Annotated in this window: 21 protein-coding genes, 1 tRNA gene and 1 pseudogene; 12 read left to right on the top strand and 11 right to left on the bottom strand. The window is 57.5% G+C overall.

Going from position 1 to position 20,957, the window contains the following annotated elements; translation table 11 throughout:
* Window positions 1-110 precede the first annotated feature (110 nt).
* Genes yacG through JET17_RS23095 form a run of 4 tightly spaced genes read right to left on the bottom strand, consistent with a single transcriptional unit; the run spans window position 111 to window position 3,008 of the window.
* Window positions 111-311, bottom strand: coding sequence for a DNA gyrase inhibitor YacG (gene yacG, locus JET17_RS23110; RefSeq protein ID WP_012316341.1), 201 nt, complete (start codon window positions 309-311; stop codon window positions 111-113).
* A complete protein-coding gene (coaE, locus tag JET17_RS23105) occupies window positions 308-931 on the bottom strand; it encodes a dephospho-CoA kinase (RefSeq protein ID WP_012316340.1) in 624 nt (207 codons plus the stop codon). Before coaE ends, yacG begins: the two co-directional genes overlap by 4 nt.
* The gene (locus tag JET17_RS23100; RefSeq protein WP_012316339.1) at window positions 931-1,797 is read right to left on the bottom strand and encodes a prepilin peptidase; all 867 of its coding nucleotides are present in this window, start codon (window positions 1,795-1,797) and stop codon (window positions 931-933) included. The genes coaE and JET17_RS23100 overlap by 1 nt, the downstream gene beginning before the upstream one ends.
* Before the next feature lie 2 nt (window positions 1,798-1,799).
* Window positions 1,800-3,008: a type II secretion system F family protein gene (locus tag JET17_RS23095; protein ID WP_012316338.1), complete on the bottom strand. Its 1,209-nt coding sequence runs from the start codon at window positions 3,006-3,008 to the stop codon at window positions 1,800-1,802.
* A gap of 215 nt (window positions 3,009-3,223) precedes the next feature.
* On the opposite strand from JET17_RS23095, the gene JET17_RS23090 reads away from it, so the two are divergent.
* From JET17_RS23090 to JET17_RS23080, 3 genes are all read left to right on the top strand, one after another.
* Window positions 3,224-3,634, top strand: coding sequence for a pilin (locus tag JET17_RS23090; protein ID WP_012316337.1), 411 nt, complete (start codon window positions 3,224-3,226; stop codon window positions 3,632-3,634).
* 70 nt (window positions 3,635-3,704) lie between these two features.
* Window positions 3,705-3,780: transfer RNA gene (locus JET17_RS23085), tRNA-Thr, on the top strand.
* Window positions 3,781-3,790: 10 nt separating this feature from the next.
* Window positions 3,791-5,212, top strand: coding sequence for a tyrosine-type recombinase/integrase (locus JET17_RS23080; RefSeq protein WP_012316336.1), 1,422 nt, complete (start codon window positions 3,791-3,793; stop codon window positions 5,210-5,212).
* Here JET17_RS23080 and JET17_RS27895 read toward each other — a convergent pair.
* Window positions 5,205-5,675, bottom strand: coding sequence for a topoisomerase DNA-binding C4 zinc finger domain-containing protein (locus JET17_RS27895; RefSeq protein WP_080516498.1), 471 nt, complete (start codon window positions 5,673-5,675; stop codon window positions 5,205-5,207). The genes JET17_RS23080 and JET17_RS27895 overlap by 8 nt on opposite strands.
* Before the next feature lie 340 nt (window positions 5,676-6,015).
* On the opposite strand from JET17_RS27895, the gene JET17_RS23070 reads away from it, so the two are divergent.
* Both JET17_RS23070 and JET17_RS23065 read left to right on the top strand, forming a co-directional pair.
* Window positions 6,016-6,780, top strand: a complete 765-nt coding sequence (locus JET17_RS23070) for a hypothetical protein (RefSeq protein WP_012316335.1) — start codon at window positions 6,016-6,018, stop codon at window positions 6,778-6,780.
* 194 nt (window positions 6,781-6,974) lie between these two features.
* Window positions 6,975-7,619 carry a recombinase family protein gene (locus tag JET17_RS23065; RefSeq protein WP_012316334.1) on the top strand — a complete coding sequence of 215 codons (645 nt, stop codon included), beginning with the start codon at window positions 6,975-6,977 and terminating at the stop codon, window positions 7,617-7,619.
* Window positions 7,620-7,857: 238 nt separating this feature from the next.
* Here the strand turns inward: JET17_RS23065 and JET17_RS23060 are convergent, their stop codons facing one another.
* The 3 genes from JET17_RS23060 to JET17_RS23050 all read right to left on the bottom strand — a co-directional run bounded on the left by JET17_RS23060 (window position 7,858) and on the right by JET17_RS23050 (window position 11,219).
* Window positions 7,858-9,222 (bottom strand): MFS transporter, encoded by a 1,365-nt coding sequence (locus tag JET17_RS23060; protein WP_012316333.1) that lies wholly within the window; start codon window positions 9,220-9,222, stop codon window positions 7,858-7,860.
* A 111-nt stretch (window positions 9,223-9,333) separates the two neighbouring features.
* Window positions 9,334-10,272, bottom strand: coding sequence for a 3-keto-5-aminohexanoate cleavage protein (locus JET17_RS23055; RefSeq protein ID WP_012316332.1), 939 nt, complete (start codon window positions 10,270-10,272; stop codon window positions 9,334-9,336).
* Window positions 10,273-10,277: 5 nt separating this feature from the next.
* The gene (locus JET17_RS23050) at window positions 10,278-11,219 is read right to left on the bottom strand and encodes a 3-hydroxyacyl-CoA dehydrogenase family protein (protein ID WP_012316331.1); all 942 of its coding nucleotides are present in this window, start codon (window positions 11,217-11,219) and stop codon (window positions 10,278-10,280) included.
* 134 nt (window positions 11,220-11,353) lie between these two features.
* Here JET17_RS23050 and JET17_RS23045 point away from each other — a divergent pair, with 134 nt between their 5' ends.
* The 4 genes from JET17_RS23045 to JET17_RS23030 all read left to right on the top strand — a co-directional run bounded on the left by JET17_RS23045 (window position 11,354) and on the right by JET17_RS23030 (window position 14,901).
* Window positions 11,354-12,391, top strand: a complete 1,038-nt coding sequence (locus JET17_RS23045; protein ID WP_012316330.1) for an AraC family transcriptional regulator — start codon at window positions 11,354-11,356, stop codon at window positions 12,389-12,391.
* 152 nt (window positions 12,392-12,543) lie between these two features.
* Window positions 12,544-13,071, top strand: coding sequence for a cupin domain-containing protein (locus JET17_RS23040; protein WP_012316329.1), 528 nt, complete (start codon window positions 12,544-12,546; stop codon window positions 13,069-13,071).
* Between the two features lie 143 nt (window positions 13,072-13,214).
* Window positions 13,215-14,489: an OprD family porin gene (locus JET17_RS23035; protein ID WP_012316328.1), complete on the top strand. Its 1,275-nt coding sequence runs from the start codon at window positions 13,215-13,217 to the stop codon at window positions 14,487-14,489.
* Window positions 14,490-14,514: 25 nt separating this feature from the next.
* Entirely contained in the window at window positions 14,515-14,901 is a 387-nt protein-coding gene (locus JET17_RS23030; protein WP_012316327.1) for a carboxymuconolactone decarboxylase family protein, read from the top strand.
* A 588-nt stretch (window positions 14,902-15,489) separates the two neighbouring features.
* Here the strand turns inward: JET17_RS23030 and JET17_RS23025 are convergent.
* Window positions 15,490-15,684, bottom strand: a pseudogene (locus tag JET17_RS23025) (transposase); the annotation flags it as partial.
* Window positions 15,685-16,201: 517 nt separating this feature from the next.
* Here JET17_RS23025 and JET17_RS23020 point away from each other — a divergent pair.
* Together JET17_RS23020 and JET17_RS23015 are read left to right on the top strand one after the other, a co-directional pair.
* Window positions 16,202-16,780, top strand: coding sequence for a plasmid pRiA4b ORF-3 family protein (locus JET17_RS23020; RefSeq protein WP_012316325.1), 579 nt, complete (start codon window positions 16,202-16,204; stop codon window positions 16,778-16,780).
* Between the two features lie 1,169 nt (window positions 16,781-17,949).
* Window positions 17,950-18,171: a hypothetical protein gene (locus JET17_RS23015; protein WP_012316324.1), complete on the top strand. Its 222-nt coding sequence runs from the start codon at window positions 17,950-17,952 to the stop codon at window positions 18,169-18,171.
* Window positions 18,172-18,325: 154 nt separating this feature from the next.
* On the opposite strand, the gene JET17_RS23010 is transcribed toward JET17_RS23015, so the two are convergent.
* The gene (locus JET17_RS23010; RefSeq protein ID WP_012316323.1) at window positions 18,326-19,498 is read right to left on the bottom strand and encodes an MFS transporter; all 1,173 of its coding nucleotides are present in this window, start codon (window positions 19,496-19,498) and stop codon (window positions 18,326-18,328) included.
* Entirely contained in the window at window positions 19,491-20,303 is an 813-nt protein-coding gene (locus tag JET17_RS23005) for an alpha/beta fold hydrolase (protein WP_012316322.1), read from the bottom strand. The genes JET17_RS23010 and JET17_RS23005 overlap by 8 nt, the downstream gene beginning before the upstream one ends.
* Before the next feature lie 125 nt (window positions 20,304-20,428).
* On the opposite strand from JET17_RS23005, the gene JET17_RS23000 reads away from it, so the two are divergent.
* Window positions 20,429-20,935: a MarR family winged helix-turn-helix transcriptional regulator gene (locus JET17_RS23000; RefSeq protein WP_012316321.1), complete on the top strand. Its 507-nt coding sequence runs from the start codon at window positions 20,429-20,431 to the stop codon at window positions 20,933-20,935.
* Window positions 20,936-20,957: the final 22 nt, after the last annotated feature.

The following is a 20,957-nucleotide window of genomic DNA, read 5'->3' as shown; positions in this document are numbered from 1 at the left end:
AGGGCCGCAGAGCGGCCCCAGCAATTGTTGCATCAATACCGAAACATCGAGGGCCGCTGCGCAGCCCTTTCGCGACACAAGGCCGCGCCTACAGGTCCCGATGCAGCGCCTTAGTGGCGCGGCTCCAGGTCCCCCGAATACAACTCATCCTCGGACTCTTGCGACCCCGCAATCTTATGCTCCTCAGCCGCCCAGGCGCCCAGGTCGATCAACTTGCAACGGTCAGAGCAGAACGGCCGGAACGCGTTCTTCGCGTCCCATTCCACAGGTGCGCCACAGGTAGGGCAATCGACGGTCAATGGCTGGCTCATGGCTGGCCTCCTCGTAAAGTCAGGTAAAAGTGGTGCAGATGGTCGATCTGCGCATGCAGCGCGGCAAGGTCACTGTCGTTGACCACCACATCATCGGCATGGCGCAAGCGCTCTTCGCGGGCCAACTGAGCCTTGAGGATGGCTTGTACCTGCTCGGGGCTGGTGTTGTCCCGCTGCAAGGTGCGCGCAACCTGCAGCGCTTGCGGTGCATCGATCACCAGCACTCGCTGGGTTTTCTGGTACTGGCCAGACTCGATCAGCAGCGGCGACACATACACCGCATACGGCGACTCAGCCTTGGCCAGGTAGCTGAATATCTCCTGCCCGATCAGCGGGTGCAGCAGCTGTTCAAGCCATTTGCGCTGGGCCGGGTCGGCGAAGATCAACTGGCGCAATGCTGTGCGATCGAGCTGGCCGTCCTCCAGCAGCACGCCCGGGCCAAAGCGCTCGACAATGCTGGCCAAGGCCGGGCGGCCGGGCTCCACGACCCAACGCGCTGCCTGGTCGGCATCGACCAGGTGCACACCAAGCTCGACGAAGCGCTCGGCGGCGGCGCTTTTGCCGCTGCCAATGCCGCCGGTGAGGCCGAGAATCCAGGGGGTGAACGGCGCAGTGGTCATCAGAATCCAAGCAGTTGCAGGTATGAGGCGTATATTTCATCACCCCAGAGCACGGCAATCCACCCCGCAATGGCCAGATAAGGACCAAAAGGTATCGCCGTACCCATCGAATGGCTGCGCAGGCGCAACATGCACAACCCCACCACCGCCCCGACCAGCGACGACAGCATCAAGGTCAGCGGCACTACCTGCCAGCCGCCCCAGGCCCCGATCAGCGCCAGCAGCTTGAAGTCGCCGTAACCCATGCCTTCCTTGCCGGTGATCAGCTTGAACAGCCAATACACTGTCCACAGGCTGAGATAACCGGCCACCGCGCCCCAGATGGCGTCGGACAATGGCACCACGGTATCGAAAACATTGACGATCAGCCCCAGCCACAGCGTGGGCAGCACCAGCACATCCGGCAATATCTGCTTGTCGTGGTCGACAAGGCTCAGCGCCAGCAGGCTCCAGGTAAAGGCCAGCAAGGCCAGTGCCTCCATCGCGGCACCGGAATGCCAGGCCACCGTCAGCGACAGCAAGGCGCAGGCCAGCTCCACCAGCGGGTAGCGTGAGCCGATAGGCTGTTTGCAGGCAGAGCAGCGCCCGCGCAAGGCCAGGTAACTGAGCACCGGAATATTTTCCCAGGCACGGATCGCATGCCCACAGTGCGGGCAACGTGAAGCGGGCAGGCACAGGTCGAAGCGCTCATGCTCATCGGTCGGCAGCCCCAGCGCCTCCTGCGCTTCACGCTGCCATTGGCGCTCCAGCATGATCGGCAGCCGATACGCCACCACATTGATGAAGCTGCCCACCAACAGGCCAAGCAAGGTCGCCAGGGTGAAGAAATACGCCGGCTGTTCGGCCAGTAAAGTCCATAAAGTCATGTTCAGATCAAACTACCCAACTGGAAGATCGGCAGGTACATCGCCACCACCAGGCCACCGACCAGCAGGCCCAGGACCAGCACGATGGCTGGCTCCAGCAGGCTGGTCAACTGGTCCAGCGCCTGGCTGACCTGTTCCTCGTAAAGGCTGGCGGCTTTTTCCAGCATCTGGTCCAGGGTGCCGCTTGATTCACCGATGGCCGTCAGCTGCACCAGCAGCGGCGGGAACAACGGCTCAGCCGCCATCGCTTGATGCAGCCCTTGCCCATTGGCCATGCCCTGGCGCAGCCGCAAAATGGCCCGCTCGTGCAGCTCGCCCCCACAGGCCCTGGCCACGGTGCCCAGCCCGTCCAGCAGCGGTACCCCAGCGGCATACGCCGTAGCCAGGCTGCGTGCAAAACGGGCCAGCGCCGCTTGCCCCAGCAGCCGACCGAACACCGGCAGGCGCAGTACCTGGCAAGATATCCACAGGCGTGCTGGCGCATGCTGCCGATACAGCTGGCGCATACCCAATGCCACCACAAGCAGGGTTATCAACAGCAGCGGCCCATGGCGGCCCAGCCCTGTGGACAAGTCGATGACCCATTGCGTGAACGCCGGCAACGCAGCATCAAAGCCGGCAAACAGACTTTCAAAGCGCGGAATCACTTCCAGCAACAGCACCGCCGACACGCCCAGGCCGGTGAGCAACAGCAGCAGGGGATACAGCATCGCCTTGCGCACCCGTTTGAGCAGTGCCTGGCGCTGCTCCAGCATGCCCGCCAGTTGCTCAAGCTGCCGGTCGAGGGTGCCGGATTGCTCGCCCACGCGTACCAGGTTGCAGTAAAGCCCGTCGAACCACTGCGGGTGGCGCTGCAACGCATCCGCCAGCCCCAACCCCGCCGCCACATCCTGTTTCAAACGTTCCAGCAACGCCGCCTGCGCCGCGCTGCACCCACTGCGGCCCATCACCTGGAAGGCCTGCAGCAGCGGTACACCCGCCCTCAGCAACGTTGCCAACTGCCGGCTGAAACCCGCCGGGTCGCTCTTTGCCCGACGTGCAGGCCAGCGCCATACCAGCCCGCCCGCGGGCCGCAAACTAGCCACGCGAATGCCCTGGCGCTGCAGCCCGGCCCGCACATAGGCCGGGCTGCGCCCAGCCATCTGCCCGCGCACTTCTGCGCCATTGGCATCGATGCCCTGCCAGGCGTAGAGCTGTGTTGAATGGTTCATGCAAATGTCCTTTTCTGCCCGTGTGACAAGCCTGGAAACAGCTTGTCGTGTCCATGAAGGGGCGCGCATTGGCGATGCTCACTAGAGTAGTTCAGCGAAGGTGACGCCCCGGCCGGCAGGGGTGACAAAAGGTGTCTGTTCAGGCCTACTGCGCCGCTGCCAGCCGGGGTCGAGCCTGACCTCAACGAACACGCGTATCAAAAAGGAAACCGTTCATGAAAGGGCAACGCGGTATCACCCTGATCGAACTGATGATCGTCGTCGCGATCATCGGCATCCTGGCGACCATCGCCATCCCGATGTACACCAACCACCAGTCACGCACCAAGGCGGCTGCCGGTTTGCTGGAGATCAGCGCGCTGAAAACAGCGATGGACCTGCGCTTGAATGAAGGGAAGGATGTGGCCGATGTAGCTGCACTGGGCGGCCAGCCCGCGACTGCACATTGCGCGATCACCGCTGCCGGCAAGGCTGCCGACGGCAACGGGAGCATCGTCTGCACCCTGGTGGACGCGCCGGCCAATGTGGTGGGCAAGGCCCTCACCCTGACGCGCTCGGCTACCGGCTGGCGCTGCACCACCAACATCGAGGAAGACCTGGCGCCCAGTGGCTGCAAAGGGGCCTAAAGGCAGGGGAATAAGTCAGCGGAAACAGGCGTTTGCGTAACGGCTGCGGCAGTGGTACGTTGCGCTACACGCCGGTGTAGCTCAGTCGGTAGAGCAGCGCACTCGTAACGCGAAGGTCGCAGGTTCGATTCCTGTCTCCGGCACCATGAAATCTCCATGAAACCCTTTGAAATCAAGGGTTTGCGGCCTCTAAAGCCCCTCTCGCGTGGTAACCTTTGTGGTAACTACTCGATGAAAGCTAGCTTTGGCCCCCTCCAAGTGAACCTCCGTTACACCTACTCCCGCAAAGGGACGCTGTACTATCAGCGGCCCATCCCGAAAGAACTCCAGCCTCGATACGGCAAAAAACTCGTGAAGGTGAAGCTCAAGAGCGCGGATGTGCTCATGGCTAGCCGTGAGGTGGATCGCTTGAACCGACAGGTTGAGGCTGAGTGGGAACGCCTGCGGGCGGAACCGACATCCTCCCCGCAAGCTCTCAGGGCCCACGCCGTGTCTCTCCTCCGTGATTGGGGGCTCGCCGATCAGCCTGCGAAGAATGACCCCTCTATCGTCGAGGTGTTCTTCGACTTTCTGGACGGCAAACGGCCAAATCACGCAGTGGAGGATGAAGATCAACGCGCGCAACCCAACCCCGTGGAGTACCTCTCACCCACTGAGCGGGAAGCGGCCAAGCTGCTGGCAGGACGGGTTGAGGTAAGGCTGAGCGATGCGCTGGACTTCTACCTGGATAACCACACCAAGCGTGACGATGCCAAGTTCTCCGCAGATGCTCGGCGAGTGTTCGATGGACTGATGAATGTGATTGGTGACAAGCCCTTTGAGTCGGTCACTCGGGCGGATGCGAGGGCTTACGTTGATGCTGAGTTGGCTCGCGGCTCTGCCACCACCAGCGTTCGCCGCAGGCTATCCACCATCGTGGCGGTGTTCACTCGTTACGCACGGGAGCATGAGCTTTCGAGACCGAACCCGTTTGCCGAGCTTAAGATTATGGGCGAGGGCAGCGACTCGAAAGAGCGCCAACCATTCACCCCGGAAGAGCTTCAAAGGACGGTAGCGAGGTGCAGGGAAAAGGACGATGAACCGCGCTGGATTACTGCGATGCTAGCGGACACTGGAGCCCGTTTGGCGGAGGTGGTAGGTCTGCCCCTCGATGACATCAGACTGGACGCTGAGGTGCCTCATATCGTCATCCAGGAGCACCCATGGCGTTCGCTCAAGAACAAAGACAGCAAGCGTGTTGTGCCGCTCGTTGGGGCGTCCCTGTGGGCAGCCCAGCGCGCAGTGGCGGGCTCACTTCCGGGCGCAGTATTTGCCTTCCCTAAATACACGTCTGCGAAGGGATGCAATGCCAACAGTGCCTCCGCCACCATCGCCAAGTGGCTGAGGGGGCAGGGTGTCGCTCATACCGCTCATGAGCTTCGTCACACGATGGCTGATCGGCTTCGTGAGATTCAGTGCCCTGAGGACATACGAAAGAGCATCGGCGGGTGGGCTAGCGCTGATGTAGCCAGCCGGTACGGGAAGGGATACTCGCTTCATGTGATGCGAGAGTGGCTATTGAAAACAGAGCTCAGCTAGCGTGGGGACCAGGGCTTTTCGGCTTGGCGGCTGCTTTTTCGATCTTTCGTGTTCCTAAGCACCGAGGGTAGGAAGTGCAGCCGAGGAACTGCTTACCTCTGCTCCTTCCCGTCTTAGCGGTTCGAGTCACCATGGGGCTACCGCAAAGTAGGCACAGGGAGAGAGCTTCCCACTGATCTTTCGGCGGCTTTGCTATTTCGATTGCTTCGAGGCGAGCTGCTTCAGCGGCGCGCCTTACGGCCTCTTCTTTGGCGTTCTTCCGATCATTGAGCTTCACGAGCGCGAATATTCCAGCTCCGATACCAAGAAGCCAAAGCAGCCCTTTTCCAGATAGTGAGCCCTTACGGCCTCCTGAGGAGCCCCTTCCACCTCGACCACCCCGCCCTCCACGTGCAGAAGCATTGTCTGCCAGCAGTAGCACCGGGCTCAGGAGGAGCAATCGCCGTGAGAGTTTATCAGCCATCGTCAGCAGTCCTTGTCTACTTGCAGGTTGACGCCATGGAGTACTGCTTCAGCGCAACTGGCGCGTGAAATCGTAGCTATCATTCTGACATCCGTGCACAAACATTTGGATGCGCATCGTATGAAGCTCAAGCGCGAAGTTAGGACTCTCAAGAGCAAAGCAATCGCCTCCCTTCGACGGGGACTGGAAGTGTTCAATGGCCACGATGACCATGGACGCACAGAGTCGGTTTTGCTGCATCTCCAACACAGCAGTGAAATGCTAACCAAGGCACTACTGGTCCACCGCGAGTGGCTACATAACACCCGCTCAAGCAGGCTCCATTCGGGCGATAGACACGATGCGAGACGCCGCCCAGCACTGGATGATTGTCGTTCCAGAGGATGCGCTTTTCGTGACCGCTCGTGCGCTGATAACGACACTGGATGAGGTCTTAGCGCAGCATTTCGCGGATACGCTGGCAGACAATCTTCCCCTTCGCGTGATGCCTCTTTCCACAACGGCCCTCCCCAGTTTTGATGTGCTCGTGGACCGTGAGTTTCGGCACATCGCTGAACTTCTTGCCCCTAACAAGCGTGCAAGGGATGAGGCTCGCGGGCGTATTCGCACTCTGTTGGCGATGGAGGCTCACGTCACTGAAACAGTGGAGGTATCCGAGCGCGACATAGACCGTATCGAGAAAGCCATCAGGACCGGCACACAGGTCGATCAAGTCTTCCCAAGGCTGGTGGCGCTATCCAGCAATGTCACTGGTGAGGGGCCCACGCTTCGCGTTCATTTCAGTAAAAAGGATGGCGCGCCAGTCAGGTACGTATCTGGTGATGATCCTGAAGCCGCTGGTGCAATCCGGGAAGTGGACCTCCAGAAGAAGTATCACATGAGCCCCATGGCCCTGGCTGACCGTTTGGGGTTGACCGTGAACAAGTGCAAGGCGTTGCGAGAGTTGCTGGGCGTGGATCAGGATCAAGCAAACATGATGATCTTCGAGTTTGGAAGCCAGCGGCACGCGCGTTTCTCTGATAACGCACTGCGCATCCTCCAAGAACACAATCATCCGGAAATAGTCGAGGAAGCCTGGCAGGCACGCCCAAGACGGGCTCGGTAAGGCATTTGAGTATATTTTTTGCCTGAGAGCAGCTCCACTGGTGACGTGCGAGGCGGTATGCCATTGCAATAGTGTGCCACGCATACATCCCAGCATTCCTGAGTCGGTTCTGGAACTGGTTCGATAATGAGTGGTTGACCAATCAAAACGAACCGCTATTATGCGAACCATTCAAAGCGAACCGGAGCCGTTCCATGTACATCCGCGCCTACCTCCGCGCCTCTACTCAAGACCAAGATGCTCAGCGAGCCCGAACAGACCTCGAAGCGTTCGCCCATGAGCGCGGTTTGCGAATCGCAGCCTGGTACGCAGAGAACGAATCCGGAGCTAGCCTCAAGCGTCCAGAGCTATTCCGGCTGCTGGCTGATAGTCATCCCGGAGACGTGCTCTTGATTGAGCAAGTGGACCGCCTTTCGCGACTTAATGCCGGGGATTGGGACCGCCTCAAGGCTGAGCTGCTGGGCCGCAAAGTTCGTGTGGTCGCCCTCGACCTACCTACCTCCCACAGGATGGTGAAGGCGGAGGATGAGATGACCATGAGGATGATGGACGCTCTAAACTCGATGATGCTGGATATGTTGGCTGCCATCGCCCGCAAGGACTATGAGGACAGACGCCGCAGGACCACTCAGGGTATTGCCCAAGCTAGGGAACGCGACAAGCTCAAACCTCAGGCGGAGAGGGCCTACAAAGGCCGTCCGGCGAACCATGAGCGCAACACCGCAATCCTGGCGATGCTAGATCGAGGTAGCAGTTGGTCGGAGGTCTGTGCGGCCACTGGCGCTTCCCGCAGCACGCTGCTGAGGCTCGTGAAGGCCCGTCAAAATACTGAAGCGTGAGCGTTCCGCTATCTGTTTTTGCGCGGCCCGTTCGGGGTATGAGTAAAGCATTCCCCATAATCTGACCACAGCCAATTGCACTGGCGTGAGATGAGATGTAAGAAATTACGGCCCAGCCTATCTGCTCTACCGTGCGTGGCGGTAAACCGGATAAGCCAGGCCGTAAACCTTTCCAGTGCTTAGGCTGGGCTACTGGGTTGATCGTAAACCGAGTCCACTTTGCACGAGTCCTGAGGGTCTATCGATGGCTTCCCACTCGCACCGCCTTCGCAGGTAGCGCCAGTAAAATCGCCAATCCACCTGCAAGCATCAGAAGCGAGATGGTGAAAATCCCGTTATCCAGACTGCCTGTCAGCTCCTTGATAAATCCGAGCAGCGCTGGGCTGACGAAGCCACCAACAACTCCAATCGAACTCACTAGTCCAATCCCGACAGCCGCAGTGGCTTTATTGAGATAGGTCGAAGGTATGGCCCAGTAGGCAATCCCTGCCCCAAATTGGAAAAAGCCAACGAAGCTCAGCACCGCAATTGTGGCCACCAACGAGTTGTTAAGGAATGGTGTGGTAGCGAGGCCGATTGCCCCCAGGATCAACGAGCCGCCCACGTGCCAGCGGCGTTCCTTCAGTCGATCCGAGCTGGCCGAGACGAAGAGCACTCCAAGGGCAGCGAAGACATAAGGAATAGCCGAAAGCGCCCCTATATGGGAAACATCATTCACCCCCAGGTTTTTAATGATTGTGGGCAACCAGAAGGTGAAGGTGTAGTTCGCGCATGCAGTGGTGAAATAGATGAACGCCAGTAGCCAAACCTTCGAATCCCCCAGCGCCAGGCGCAGCTTCGATAGGGCACCCACATGGCCCTTCTCAACAGAGGCATCTGAATCTTTTGCCATGGCATCAGCAACCACTTGCTTCTCGGCATCACTTAACCAGCGCGCCTCTGATGGACGATTGGCCAGCAGGAGATAGCAGAAGCAACCCAGCAAAACAGTAGGAAGTCCCTCAATTAGGAACATCCACTGCCAACCGCTGAGGCCGCTGACACCATTCATAGACTGCATGATCCAGCCAGAGAGTGGGCCGCCGATGATCCCGGCCACTGGAATAGCAAACATGAACTGGCCAGTGACTTTCCCGCGCCGCGTGCTCGGGAACCAGTAGGTGAGGTAGAGAATGATCCCCGGGAAGAATCCTGCCTCACAAACTCCCAGCAGTAGCCGAACGAAGTAAAACTGCTCAGGGGTTTTCACCAACATCGTTGAGGCTGATACCAGTCCCCACAGCACCATTATTCGCAGCAGAGTGATTCGAACACCTACTCGTTCGAGCCACATATTGCTAGGAACTTCGAATAACAGATAACTGATGAAGAAGATTCCTGCGCCTAATCCATATACGGCCTCAGAAAATCCGAGGTCGGCGCTCATCTGAAGTTTCGCGTACCCAACGTTGATTCTATCGAGGAAGGCTAATAGGTACGCCAAGAAAAGCAGCGGGACCAAGCGCCATGTGATCCTCCGATATACGGAGTTCTCGGTGACCAGGTATTTATGTGAGGAAGCGGGGCCACCAGAAGCGTCCACGGTGGTTTCGACATTAGCCATAGCATTGCCTCGCGATGATTATTATTGTTCTTTCTCGCCTGTGGAGTTCGAAGGCTCCCTAGATACCAAGCCTTCGTAACCTCCACTGTCAAGGGTGTTGCTTAGTGGAAACTAAAATCCGACGTTCGCAGCGCCCTTGAGCCCCAGGATCTGGCGAGCCTCATCTGGCGTGGCGATTTCATACGACAGCTCTTCGAGAATTCGACGAATTTTCTGAACCTGCTCTGCGCTGGACTTTGCTTTCACCCCTTTACCCAAGTAGATACTGTCTTCCAATCCTACCCGCACATGTCCACCCATGATTGCGCCGATGGTGAGCAGAGGCATTTGATGGCGGCCAGCCCCCAAAATCGAAAACTCATAGTTGGTGCGCCCGAATAGGCGATCCGCGACGCTACGCATCATTGTGAGGTTTTCAGGGCAAGCGCCCAGGCCACCTAGAATTCCATAAATCGACTGGATAAAGAATGGTGGCTTAATCAAACCTTCATCAACAAAGTACGCGAGATTGTAAAGGTGCCCTACATCGTAGCACTCTAACTCAAAGCGTGTGCCCGACTCACCCAGATCTTGCATGATGTGCTTGATGTCTTTGAAGGTGTTTCTGAAGATCAGATCTTCCATGCCCTCGACATATGGTTTTTCCCACTCGTGTTTCCAGTTGTCGAATTTACGAGCAATAGGATGGATCGAAAAGTTCATTGATCCCATGTTTAGTGAGCACATTTCAGGGCGTGCCCGCAGCGGATATGCGAGACGCTCTTCAAGTGTCATACGCGTGCTTCCGCCTGTAGTGATGTTGATCACCGCACCCGTTTGGCGAGCAATTTCCGGGACAAATTGATCAAACAGCGCTGGATCTGGTGATGGCCGACCATCGATGGGGTCACGAGCATGCAAGTGGACGATGGAGGCACCAGCCTCGACAGCATCGATAGCCTGCTGGGCGATTTGTTCAGGTGTGATCGGCAGATATTCCGACATGGTCGGGGTGTGCATTGCACCGGTAACGGCACAGGTGATGATAATTTTGCGGTTCTTATTGTTCATCGCTTTTACTCAGCTTGGGACGTTCCAGGGGACTTGGCGGCCACTGACTCGATGAGTCGCATAGCCAATTGCTGACGAACCCCATCGGCTTGTTCTTTTGTCCATGACCGGAGTCCTTCGCCGGATCGCATTCCTTCGTGCCCATTTGCCAGCAGGGTTTCGAGCAGCGGATTTGGAGTTTGGTCGTTACATAAATCCGGGAAAATGACTTGGTGGACTAGCTTCGTCAGTTGGAGCCCCACCAAGTCTGCGTTCTCCATCGGGCCCAGGTAGGGCAACCTCATGCCGAAGCTTTGCTTTACCACCGTATCGATAGTCTCGGCGTCACACACGCCTTGGGAGACCAGAGAGATGGCCTCCCTCCACATTGCATGTTGAAGCCTGTTACCGATGAAACCAGCGACGTCTCGATTCACCTTAACCGGTGACTTACCCAGGCTCTGGAGGAGTTCGAAGGTCGATTCAAATACGCTCAGTGAGGTGTGCTCAGTACGCACTACCTCTACCAGAGGAACGAGATGAGGAGGGTTCCACCAGTGTGTGCCGACCAGTCGCGCTCGGGCCTCGGAGCCCAGCATCTCGCCGATTTCAGTGATGGGAATGACAGAAGTGTTGCTTGCCAGCACGGTGTGTGGTGGGGCGAAGCCAGCGATATCGGCGAAGAGCTTTTGCTTCAGTTCCAGCCGCTCTGGCACAGCCTCAATGACGATATCGGCGTTGCTCACCGCCTCCCGCAAGTCTGTGAAGAGGGCAATGTTCGCGAGAATCGGCGCTGAGGCTATACCCATCTGATCGAGGTTATGGGCCACTCGCTGCGGAGCGAGGTCCAAGGTGGCCGCATCGGGATCGTAGAGCGATACTTTATGTCCGGCTTGGGCAAAAACCTGTGCAATGCCATGGCCCATGAGCCCGGCCCCGATTACACAGGCCTGTAGAATCTTGTGCATGGTGACTCCGTTTTTATCGAGCCCGTTCGGGCTTTCTTGTTGAAGTCATACTACGAGCGTGCAGATAAGCTGGTAAGGTTGCTTTAGGACAGTTACCAGTCCTATCCGGACACTCGCGCTAACGGAGGGTTGCCATGCCTGCACCTAATCAGGTCTTCCTCAATCAGAAAATATTTGCTCCATACAAGATCGCCACGCTCGTTGAAGCAGTGGCTGAGCAAGGGATCACTGCGGAAGTCGTCCTCCAGGGAACGCAGCTCGATGTCTCCCAAATCAGCGATCCAAATACGCTGACCTCGATTCATCAGTACATTGAGGCCTGCGAAAATGTCATCCGAGCCTCGGCAGACTCCTCAACTGCTTTTCAGGTTGGATCTCGTATGCATCTCTCTGCATACGGGATGTATGGGTATGCGTTGATGTGCAGTTCAACGCTGCGAGATTTTTTCGACTTCGGCGTGAAATACCACGTGCTCGCCACACCCACACTGACGATCAGTTGGCGCGAAGAAGCCGATGCCGCCATTTGGGAGTTCACGGAGGTTTACAGTCATCTCATGAGCCCAAAGGCGAGGCAGTTTCTGCTCCGCCAGCAGATGGCTCAACACGTCACTCATCTGAACGATGCGGCAGGGCCTGAGTGCCGGCCTATAAAGGCTCTGTTCGCATTTCCCACTCCTTCGGATTCGGCCAGGTATGAGCGGTTCCTAGGGTGTGAATGCGAGTTTGGCCATCAAGTGACGGAGCTTCACTACCCTCATAAGATTTTGGCCCAAGCTCCTCAGCTTGCTAATCGCCTAACCCGTACCGTGCTGCAGGAAACGTGTGACCGTCTGATAGGCAAAGCGAAGACCTCGTCAGGCTTCGCGGGTGAGGTTTACCAACTGATGATGCTGACTCCGAATCAGTTTCCGACGATGGAACAGGTCGCTCAGCAAATGCGATTGACCACCAGGACTCTACGCAGAAAGCTGGACGCGGAAGGGACGGACTTCGGAGCTATTCTTGATGACGTGAGAAGCAGCCTTGCCTTGGAGTATCTGCAAACCACTAAGATGAGCACTGAGGACATCGCAGCCAAAATCGGCTTCAGCGACAGTACAAATTTTCGACGAGCGTTCAAGCGGTGGACAGGGAAGACACCTCGGCAGGTCAGGGAGGAATCGAAGTAGTGCGCCCTACGTCTGGATGTCCGATTATGACCGTTTTGAATCCGGTTATGACCTCGCATTTTTCAGGCAGGATTCGTAGTATGCGGCGAAGGTAGACCTCATTGAGGGCCTACTCGGCAAATGGCCCAATCAAAGAATAAGAGTGCCTGACCATGCTCATACCTGTGCGACGTATCATCACGTGTGATAATTCAAACGGTCGATCTACCGTCCTCTCTGACGGTCCTGCCACTCACTGCATCGGCGGTCTCACCGAGCTGTGGACCACCGGAAAAGCTCCGCATGATCACAGTTCAACCACTGATCACGGTGAGCTGTCCAATAGCTTGGAGCCTCCCGCATCGGGCACGGTTTTCAGATTCTTTCAGATCCCTCCTGAAGCAGATACAGCTCACCTCAGTCTTGAGGAGAAGGCGAAGGCTTGGGGTGACCTGTTCGCAAGAATGAATGCGGCCCACGTTCAACCTGATACCACTCGTGATCCGGGCATGCACAAGAGTTCTACTACTGACTACATAATTCTCCTGCAAGGTTCAATCACGCTCGTGCTCGATGAAGCCGAAGTTGAAATGAAGCCGTTTGATGTAGTTATTCAGCGCGGCACCAATCACTCATGGGTAAACCGGGGTGATGTTGATGCTCTGTTGATGGCGGTCCTGGTAGACGCAAGAGGGTCTTGAAAGCTCGCTGAATTACTTAAAGCAACTCGATCCCTTAATGATTTTAGGGGGGCGGCTTTACTGTGTGCTCCACTTGTGACTTTTTGAATGCTGCTAAGTGTCAGCTTCGTTCTCGTCTGCCCGTAAAAAGGAAAATAAAAATAATGAAGATCCTTTCGATCCAGAAATTAAAACTTCAATCCAGCCTGCTCGGCGGCACAGTTGTAACGCTTTCGGTATTAGGTTTAGGAGCCCAGGCAAACGCCGAGGGGATGATCGAGGATACGAGCGCTTCGCTTAATCTGCGAAATTTTTACCACAATAGGAATTTTGTAGATCCCACTTATCCACAGGGCATGGCAGAAGAATGGGCGCAGAGCTTCATCTTGGATGTCCGCTCAGGCTTCACACAAGGGCCTGTGGGCTTCGGTGTGGATATTCTCGGGCTCTACTCCCTAAAACTTGACGGTGGGCGTGGAACTGCAGGCACTCAGCTCCTTCCAGTCCATGATGACGGCAGAGCCGCCGATGACTTCGGTCGTTTAGGGGTTGCAGTGAAAGCCCGAGTATCGAAGACAGAACTGAAGGTTGGTGAGTGGGTCTCATCGCTTCCGGTACTGCGTTCAGATGATGGTCGATCTTTACCTCAGACATTCAGGGGCGCACAGATCACATCTAAAGAAATCGAAAACGTTACACTTTATACTGGTCAGTTTCGAGGCAATAGCCCGAGAAACGATGGCAGCATGGAAAAAATGTTCATGTCTGGTAGGCCTGGAGCGGTATCTGATCGATTCAATTTTTTCGGTGGTGAGTACTCGTTCAATAACCAGGCTACTCAAGTTGGCCTTTGGTATGCAGAACTGCAAGACATCTACAAGCAGCAGTATTTTAATGCGGTACATAGTCAGCAGTTAGGCGACTGGCGGCTAGGTGCGAATCTTGGCCTGTTCTTGGGAGATGAGTCCGGTTCTGCCAAGGCAGGCGAAATGGACAACAAGACTGCCACACTGATGCTTTCTGCAAAGACCGGCGCGAATACGTTTTATGTAGGATTACAGGGCGTCTATGGAGATACAGGTTGGATGCGTGTTAACGGGGCCGCTGGCAGTGCGCTCGCGAACGATACTTTCATTTCAAGCTACGATTTTGCCAAAGAGCGCTCTTGGCAGATTCGTCATGATTTCAATTTTGTAGCCTTGGGAATACCTGGTCTGACAATTATGAACCGCTACCTGTCGGGTAGTAATATTCATGCCGATGCAGTGACTGACGGAAAAGAGTGGGGGCGCGAGTCCGAGCTCGCGTATGTTGTGCAGAGCGGACCGCTGAAAGACATGTCTATCAAATGGCGAAACTCTTCGCTAAGAAGAGATTTCAGTAATTTCGATATTGATGAGAATAGGGTGATTATAAATTACCCAGTTAAGTTTTTATGACCAACTTTCTTGACTGCAGGTGATTATGAGCGACGTACTTGACGGAAGAGGCATGCGGGCAGCAGTCATGGGGGAGCCGTTTGTAGAGCTGGCTATGCGCAGCGCCAACGGGTTCACTCTACCGCTCCAGGAGTTCATCAATGATCATGCCTGGGGAAGTGTGTGGCTTAGAGAAGGCATCTCCCTCAAGCTTCGAAGCTTGGTGACAATCGCCGTGCTGACTGCTTTGAAATCACCAAAGGAACTTTCTGGGCATGTGCGCGGGGCTCTTAACAATGGCTGTACTCCGGAGGAGATCCAGGAGGTCATTCTTCACTGCGCGGTTTATGCCGGTGTACCCGCTTCTGCGGAAGGCTTCCGTGTGGCTAGAGCCGTGATTGAGGAGGATATTCCAGGTCCAGTTCAGTCATGACGGCAAGCGGCGAGAATTGCTAGAGGGGACGTAGGAGCACGGGCTGTCCTCTGCGCCAACAAGCGTGATCCCTGCGGCCGCTAGTGATAGCGCTGTGGTAATCCTGTGGTAACCTCGCCAGCCCTGCACGCGATTGCACCCGAATTCATTGGTCGCCACACCCCGGTTCGATTCCTATCGTTCCTGTCTCCGGCACCAGATTCAGTTGGCCAGCTTGTTCGCGGCCCCAGCAAAGCCCGCCTTGTGCGGGTTTTTTTGTGGCTGTTTTTTAGCCTGCTGACCTGCGTGTTTTTGACGTAAGGGCGCACGGTTTTCTAGATAGTGGATATCTGTAGATTCTGTTTTGGTCAACGTTTACGGGAAAAAACCAAAATTTCTCTAGATAATGATTTTCTGCGGCCAGAAAATAAGCACATTGTATGAATGCTCCACGCCATCAGTAGGAGCGGCCTTGTGTCGCGAAAGGGCCGCAAAGCGGCCCCAGCATCTGTAGACCCCAACGCTAAGCACGCCCGCCTTGGCCTTCCGGAGGATCGTGTCCCGGGAAGTGGTGTAACTCATCATGGCTCTGGCCACTGAGTTCGCCGTTTAGTTGATCACGGCCGACAGCTTGGCTTGAGGATTATCGCTGACCGCCTCGAAAGCCTCCAATTGCATGTAGCGCCTTTGCAGGCACCACTCGTCGTTCTGCTCCAACAGCATCGCCCCAACCAGCCGCGTGATGGCCGGATCGTTGGGGAAAATCCCCACAACATCGGTGCGGCACTTGATTTCGGCGTTCATGCCCCTTTCTCAACCAGCTCGGTCAATCTCAACCAGCTAGGTCAATGCGATAGTGGGCTTGGTCATCGTGGTTCTCCTGGTGAAGGTTAAGTCCGCAAACTCAACGTTAGCCAAGAACCACGATGACCATCCTCTTTCGCCCGCAGGGCGCCTTCGGCTGGTTCAGTTACACCACTTCCCGGGACACGGTCTTTCTCGTTCGCTGGCACCACAGAGAAGCCCGCCTTGTGCGGTTTTTTTATACCTGTTTCTGTTAGGTCGTTATCAGGCCTTAGATGATGCGGCAGGTGGATGGCTTGAGTGTACCGGCGTTTTGATATCGAGCGCCGCCGGCGCGGCGCTTGATCTACGGGGCGCCGCAAAGGCCTCGGCATGCACTCCCCACGGCAATCCGTGAAGGATCTTTTTTATCCACGTCTTGCAGCGCATCGCCGAACACCCGATCAATCGGGTCGATAAACTGCCTCCCGTGGTACGGTTCTTTCGCCCTACTGAACTCTGCGAGGTGGCCTTACCCATGGTCAAAACTGTTCGCTTGCCCAAACCCGCGGCCGACCTGTTGTTGCTGCACATTGAATTGAAATGCATCGAGCCGGCCATCTGGCGCCGCGTGGCGGTACCGGAAAACATCACCCTGGGCAGATTGCATTCAGTGATCCAGGTCGTGATGGGATGGGAGGGTGGGCACCTGCATGAATTTGAAATTGCCGGTGAGAATTACGGCATACCCGACCCCGATGGCTGGGGGCCGCCGGTAAAGCCGGAAGCGCGCAAGACCTTGGTCAAAGCTTTGTGCGGGAAGAAGAGTTTCCGCTATGTGTATGACTTTGGTGACGGCTGGGATCACCGGATCAAAGTCGTGAAAGTGCTGCCCGCCATCGCCTGTCCGCAGGTGCCGTACTGCGTCGATGGTGCCAATGCCTGCCCGCCGGAAGATGTGGGCGGTGAGCCGGGTTATGCCGAGTTTCTTCAAGCCATGGCAGACCCCAATCACCCAGAGCATGAGGCCATGATGGAATGGCATGGGGATATCTTCGACCCGGCGGCTTTTGACTGTGAGCTTACAAATGGTTGGCTGAAGGAAATCCGGGTCTGACAGTACCGTGCGGTGCGGATTCTCGCGCTTTGCGACTTACCGGGACACGATCCCCGGCACGGCGCATGATCTACGGGGCGCCGCAAAAGGCCTCGGCACGCACTCCCAAATTCGCCACTTCCACGGCAATCCGTGAAGAACCTTTTTAAAGTACTTGAGGAGCTCGTTCCGAACTAGCTACAGCATGAACGCGATTGCCAATTCGGGTTAGTTAATTCCTACTGAACAAGTGGCACTTGTCCTCGTGCTAGCACCCTTGCGAAAGCGATCACTAAGGGGATAGATTGTTCCAGTCGCCGAATCATTGGCGACGCGATCCTGATTCGTAGAAGCCGAAAAGCTCATCGGCATCCAGGCGGCATTTTGCCAGGCTTGCTTTTCGTCTATGGCGGTGCTGCGCGGGACACCTGATGGTGTGCTGGATTCCTTTCGCTCCAGTCGGCCAACCCGCGTACCGCCGCCACCCGAACTCACCCACTGCATTTGCTTTTTGGGGGAGGCGCCGTTTCATGTCATGGCGGCTGTGTGTGGGCAGGCTTCGGCCTGGCCGGGTTTCCAAGTTCCCCGGTATTCCTACCCCATACAAAGCTGCCACCCCCCAATCCTGCCGGAAGTAGCGATTAGGGTGCTGAGTAACATCCCAAGCCTGATCCTTGCGGGCGACCGTGACAGTTCAGCATGATTGTCGCGCCCTAGCGCGCTATGGCGTGCTGTCGTGACAACTTCTACGGCTCATGATGCACTTTCGGACCACACTGAACCTTGCGGAAGCTGGCCTGGAGGGATAAATTCATCGGGTCGCAACCAATTGTGCGACCGGGTTTGGCGACCCGTATGAAAAGGCGCAACGGCGCCCCGATCACGATTGCAGGCGCTTTTTTTGCGTCCGCTGTCTCGTGTAATGGCGGCTGTGCGTGGGAGACCCTCGGGTCTGCCGGGTTCCTTTTCCTCGGTTCGCCAACCTGCGTACAGCTGCCACCCTAATCGTTTGGCGACGGTCAGCGTGGTGCTCCAACCGAAAAGGACCTCATGCATGCTTACCGTAAGTCTATCCAGGATCCTCGCATCCGTTCTCCGCCGCCGTCGCCCTTCGCCGGCTCCTGAACCCCACCGTTTCTACCCCATCTACGACCCATCCCGTCCGCACAGCGCACCCAAGCAGGTGCCCCATGACTGACCAGGAACGCTTGTCCACAATCCAGAGCTACGCCTGGACTCTCGAACTGCTCGGCGAAGCCTTGGTGCAGCATGACGAGATGCTCGAGTGTGAACACAACCCTCACTTGAGCTTCCGGAACACCGCAGGTATCCACCAAGCCATACGGATCATCAGCCAGCTGGCCAGTGAGCAGTGCGCGAAAGTGAGCCTGTTGAAGGGCGAAGCCTGCTAAGGAGGGGCTCATCCGGTTACAGGGCACGTTCAGGTACCTCCCGATCATGCGTTTTAGCCTGTAAACCGTCCCTGCCTTGAACCGCGAACGCGGCCTCCGGTTCGTACCGGAGGCCCGCCCACACAGCGTGCCCTTCGATTGAAACCTCACCCGCTCACGCTTCGTGCGCCGCACCCGGCAACTGCACGGGCTTCGGTCGCAACAGCGTGCTCAACCCCAGCAACAACACCGCACCGATGGCCATTATCCCCCAGGCCCAGTGCAACGAACTGAGCTGGTCACGCACGATGCCGGCAATCAGTGGCATGGTCGCTGCGATCAGGTAGCCACCGCCCTGTACGAACGCCAGCAAGGCGCCGGCTTCGGTTGGCGAGTGGGTGTGGTCGAGGGTGACGATGAGCGACAGCGGGAACAATGCGCCGATGCCAAGCCCCAGGCACAGGGTGGCCACCACCGCGAGCTGCACGGGGGCGAGCATCAGGCAGGCCAGGCCGGCAAGCAACAGCAGTATCACCACGGTCAGCGGCTGTCTGCGGCCTGGGTAGCGCTGAATGAGGGCTGAAACCAGTAGGCCGGCGATGACCTCGGTGACGGTGAGGGCGCCAAGCAGGTAACCCGCCTGGGTGGCCGTCCAGCCCAATTCAACATAAAACGGCGGCAACCAGGCCAGCACCAGGGTGTAGGCACCCGTGCCAATGCCGAAGAACAACAACAGCAACCAGGCTCGCCCGCTGCGGTACGGCAAGGTGGCATCGCTGTGGCTACCGGGGTCGCTGCCGGCGGCAAGCAACCAGGCGATCAAGCCGACCAGCGCCGGCAACGCTGCAACTCCCAACGTCAGTTGCCAGCCGAAGGTGCTGGCACCCGGCGCCGCAAAGGCAGCGGCCAGCGCGGCGCCGCCCATGATGCCGGTGGTGAACAGCCCCATCAGCATGCCGGCGCTTTGCGGGTGGCTGCGCTTGATGAACGCGGGCATCAAAGCCTGGATGACCGCAATGCCGACCCCGCCCAACGCGGCTGTTGCGATCAGCGCCGTGCCGGACGTGATATAGGCCCGTGCGGCGCAGCTGATGACGATCAGCGTGATACCCATCGCCACACCTCGCACTTCACCTACCAGGCGCAGCAGCCAGGGGCCGGACAGCGCGAACAACCCCATCATCATCACTGGCAGGGTGGTCAGCAGGCCGCCTTGGGCGTTGCTCAGGCCCAGGTCTTGTTGCAGGGTGCCGAGCAAGGGGCCGATGGCCGCCATGATGGGGCGTAGGTTCAAGCCGATCAGCATGGCCAGTAGGCCGATGCACGCTTTGCTTGGCAGATCACGCATGTTGAAGTGGCTCCTGCAGGAAGGTGCATATCGCCTGGTTGAAGGCCTGGGCGTACGGAATGTTGAATACGTGGCCGTCACCCGGCAGGGTGATCTGGCGGGCGTGGTCGATACGTTGGGTGATGTCTTCGGCTTCCGAGCGTGGGCTGATGAGGTCGCCTTCGGCGGCGAGCACCAGGGTTGCCGCTTGGATTGCTGGCAATTGATTGCTCAGGTCGTAGCGCTTCATGCCATTGCACCAGCGGATCTGGCTTTGCGCTGACAGTTGAGCGGCCTGGGCGTGCCAGGCCTGGTACAGGCATTGGCCTTCGGCCGAGGCGGCATAATCAGCGCCAACCAACGCCGGCCAGGTGGCCTTGAACCGCTTCAGGCAGCCGTCCGCTTGCGCAAGGTTTGCGGCCCAGTCGTTCAGCAACCCCTGGCGGTACGTGCTGTTCATGCTGGCGAATGTGCCGGCGACCACCAGTTGCTGTACGGCCTCAGGTGCATGGCAGGCCATTTCGAGCGCCACCATGCCGCCCAGGGAGAGGCCGATCAGGTGGGTGCTTTCCAGCCCCAGGTGGTCGAGCAGTGCCAGCATTTCCAGTGCCTGGGCATGGGCCGTGATACCTTCGGGCGCTTCGCTGGACGCGCCGTGGCCCAGCAGGTCGGATACGATAACGCGGTGGCCCAGGCTGAGCAGCGCACTGGCCTGGGGCGCCCAGGCGCGCCCGCTGTTGCCCAGGCCGTGCAGCAGCAGCACTGGGCTGCCAGCGCCTGAGTCGTAGTAGTAGTGCCGATGCGGTCCGTGTATGAAAAATGCCATGTGTTCTCCTGATCCTTCAGTCGTATCGTCAGCAAGATAACTTAACGTTAAGATAGTTTAAAGGCGTCGGAGTTCAGGAGTTTGCGCGGGTTAACAATTGATCAATTGCCCGGTGAAGGGGAGCTATGAACGATCATGTGGATTTCGTCGTCGCGCAGTGGGCGCAGGCGATGCCCTCGGTGGACGTCACATCCATGGAGATTTTCGGGCGCATGGCGCGCATCCAGAAGCATCTGGAGCGCATGCGTGCCGAAGCGCTGGCACAGTACGGCTTCAAGGAAGGCGAGTTCGATGTGCTGGCGACGCTGCGAAGGGCAGGGGCGCCGTACCGCCTGACGCCAACCGAGCTTTACCGCTCGCTGCTGATCACATCCGGGGCGATGACCAACCGGCTGGCCCGGCTGGAAAGCGCCGGCATGGTCGAACGTATTGCCGACGACCACGACAAGCGCAGCTACCAGGTTGCACTGACCGCGGCAGGTAAGGTGTTGATTGAGAAGGCTCTGCTTACACATACTGAGATTCAGGAGCTGGTACTGGCCCCTTTGAGTGCGAAGCAGCGCGCAGGGTTTGCGCAGCTGTTGAAGCAGATGCTCGCGTGTCTGCCTGGCGAAGGGGCGCCCAGCCAATGAACTGGAAAATTCAGGAGGAATT

It is taken from the genome of Pseudomonas putida, assembly GCF_016406145.1.
Taxonomy (GTDB): Bacteria; Pseudomonadota; Gammaproteobacteria; order Pseudomonadales; family Pseudomonadaceae; genus Aquipseudomonas; species Aquipseudomonas putida_E.
Note: the sequence above shows the minus strand (reverse complement) of the source record. Positions and strands in the feature narration are given on the sequence as shown.

Coding starts and splice junctions, on each gene's coding strand:
- yacG (WP_012316341.1), bottom strand. CDS start 311: ATGAGCCAGCCATTGACCGTCGATTGCCCTACCTGTGGCGCACCTGTG.
- coaE (WP_012316340.1), bottom strand. CDS start 931: ATGACCACTGCGCCGTTCACCCCCTGGATTCTCGGCCTCACCGGCGGC.
- JET17_RS23100 (WP_012316339.1), bottom strand. CDS start 1,797: ATGACTTTATGGACTTTACTGGCCGAACAGCCGGCGTATTTCTTCACC.
- JET17_RS23095 (WP_012316338.1), bottom strand. CDS start 3,008: ATGAACCATTCAACACAGCTCTACGCCTGGCAGGGCATCGATGCCAAT.
- JET17_RS23090 (WP_012316337.1), top strand. CDS start 3,224: ATGAAAGGGCAACGCGGTATCACCCTGATCGAACTGATGATCGTCGTC.
- JET17_RS23080 (WP_012316336.1), top strand. CDS start 3,791: ATGAAACCCTTTGAAATCAAGGGTTTGCGGCCTCTAAAGCCCCTCTCG.
- JET17_RS27895 (WP_080516498.1), bottom strand. CDS start 5,675: ATGGCTGATAAACTCTCACGGCGATTGCTCCTCCTGAGCCCGGTGCTA.
- JET17_RS23070 (WP_012316335.1), top strand. CDS start 6,016: ATGCGAGACGCCGCCCAGCACTGGATGATTGTCGTTCCAGAGGATGCG.
- JET17_RS23065 (WP_012316334.1), top strand. CDS start 6,975: ATGTACATCCGCGCCTACCTCCGCGCCTCTACTCAAGACCAAGATGCT.
- JET17_RS23060 (WP_012316333.1), bottom strand. CDS start 9,222: ATGGCTAATGTCGAAACCACCGTGGACGCTTCTGGTGGCCCCGCTTCC.
- JET17_RS23055 (WP_012316332.1), bottom strand. CDS start 10,272: ATGAACAATAAGAACCGCAAAATTATCATCACCTGTGCCGTTACCGGT.
- JET17_RS23050 (WP_012316331.1), bottom strand. CDS start 11,219: ATGCACAAGATTCTACAGGCCTGTGTAATCGGGGCCGGGCTCATGGGC.
- JET17_RS23045 (WP_012316330.1), top strand. CDS start 11,354: ATGCCTGCACCTAATCAGGTCTTCCTCAATCAGAAAATATTTGCTCCA.
- JET17_RS23040 (WP_012316329.1), top strand. CDS start 12,544: ATGCTCATACCTGTGCGACGTATCATCACGTGTGATAATTCAAACGGT.
- JET17_RS23035 (WP_012316328.1), top strand. CDS start 13,215: ATGAAGATCCTTTCGATCCAGAAATTAAAACTTCAATCCAGCCTGCTC.
- JET17_RS23030 (WP_012316327.1), top strand. CDS start 14,515: ATGAGCGACGTACTTGACGGAAGAGGCATGCGGGCAGCAGTCATGGGG.
- JET17_RS23020 (WP_012316325.1), top strand. CDS start 16,202: ATGGTCAAAACTGTTCGCTTGCCCAAACCCGCGGCCGACCTGTTGTTG.
- JET17_RS23015 (WP_012316324.1), top strand. CDS start 17,950: ATGACTGACCAGGAACGCTTGTCCACAATCCAGAGCTACGCCTGGACT.
- JET17_RS23010 (WP_012316323.1), bottom strand. CDS start 19,498: ATGCGTGATCTGCCAAGCAAAGCGTGCATCGGCCTACTGGCCATGCTG.
- JET17_RS23005 (WP_012316322.1), bottom strand. CDS start 20,303: ATGGCATTTTTCATACACGGACCGCATCGGCACTACTACTACGACTCA.
- JET17_RS23000 (WP_012316321.1), top strand. CDS start 20,429: ATGAACGATCATGTGGATTTCGTCGTCGCGCAGTGGGCGCAGGCGATG.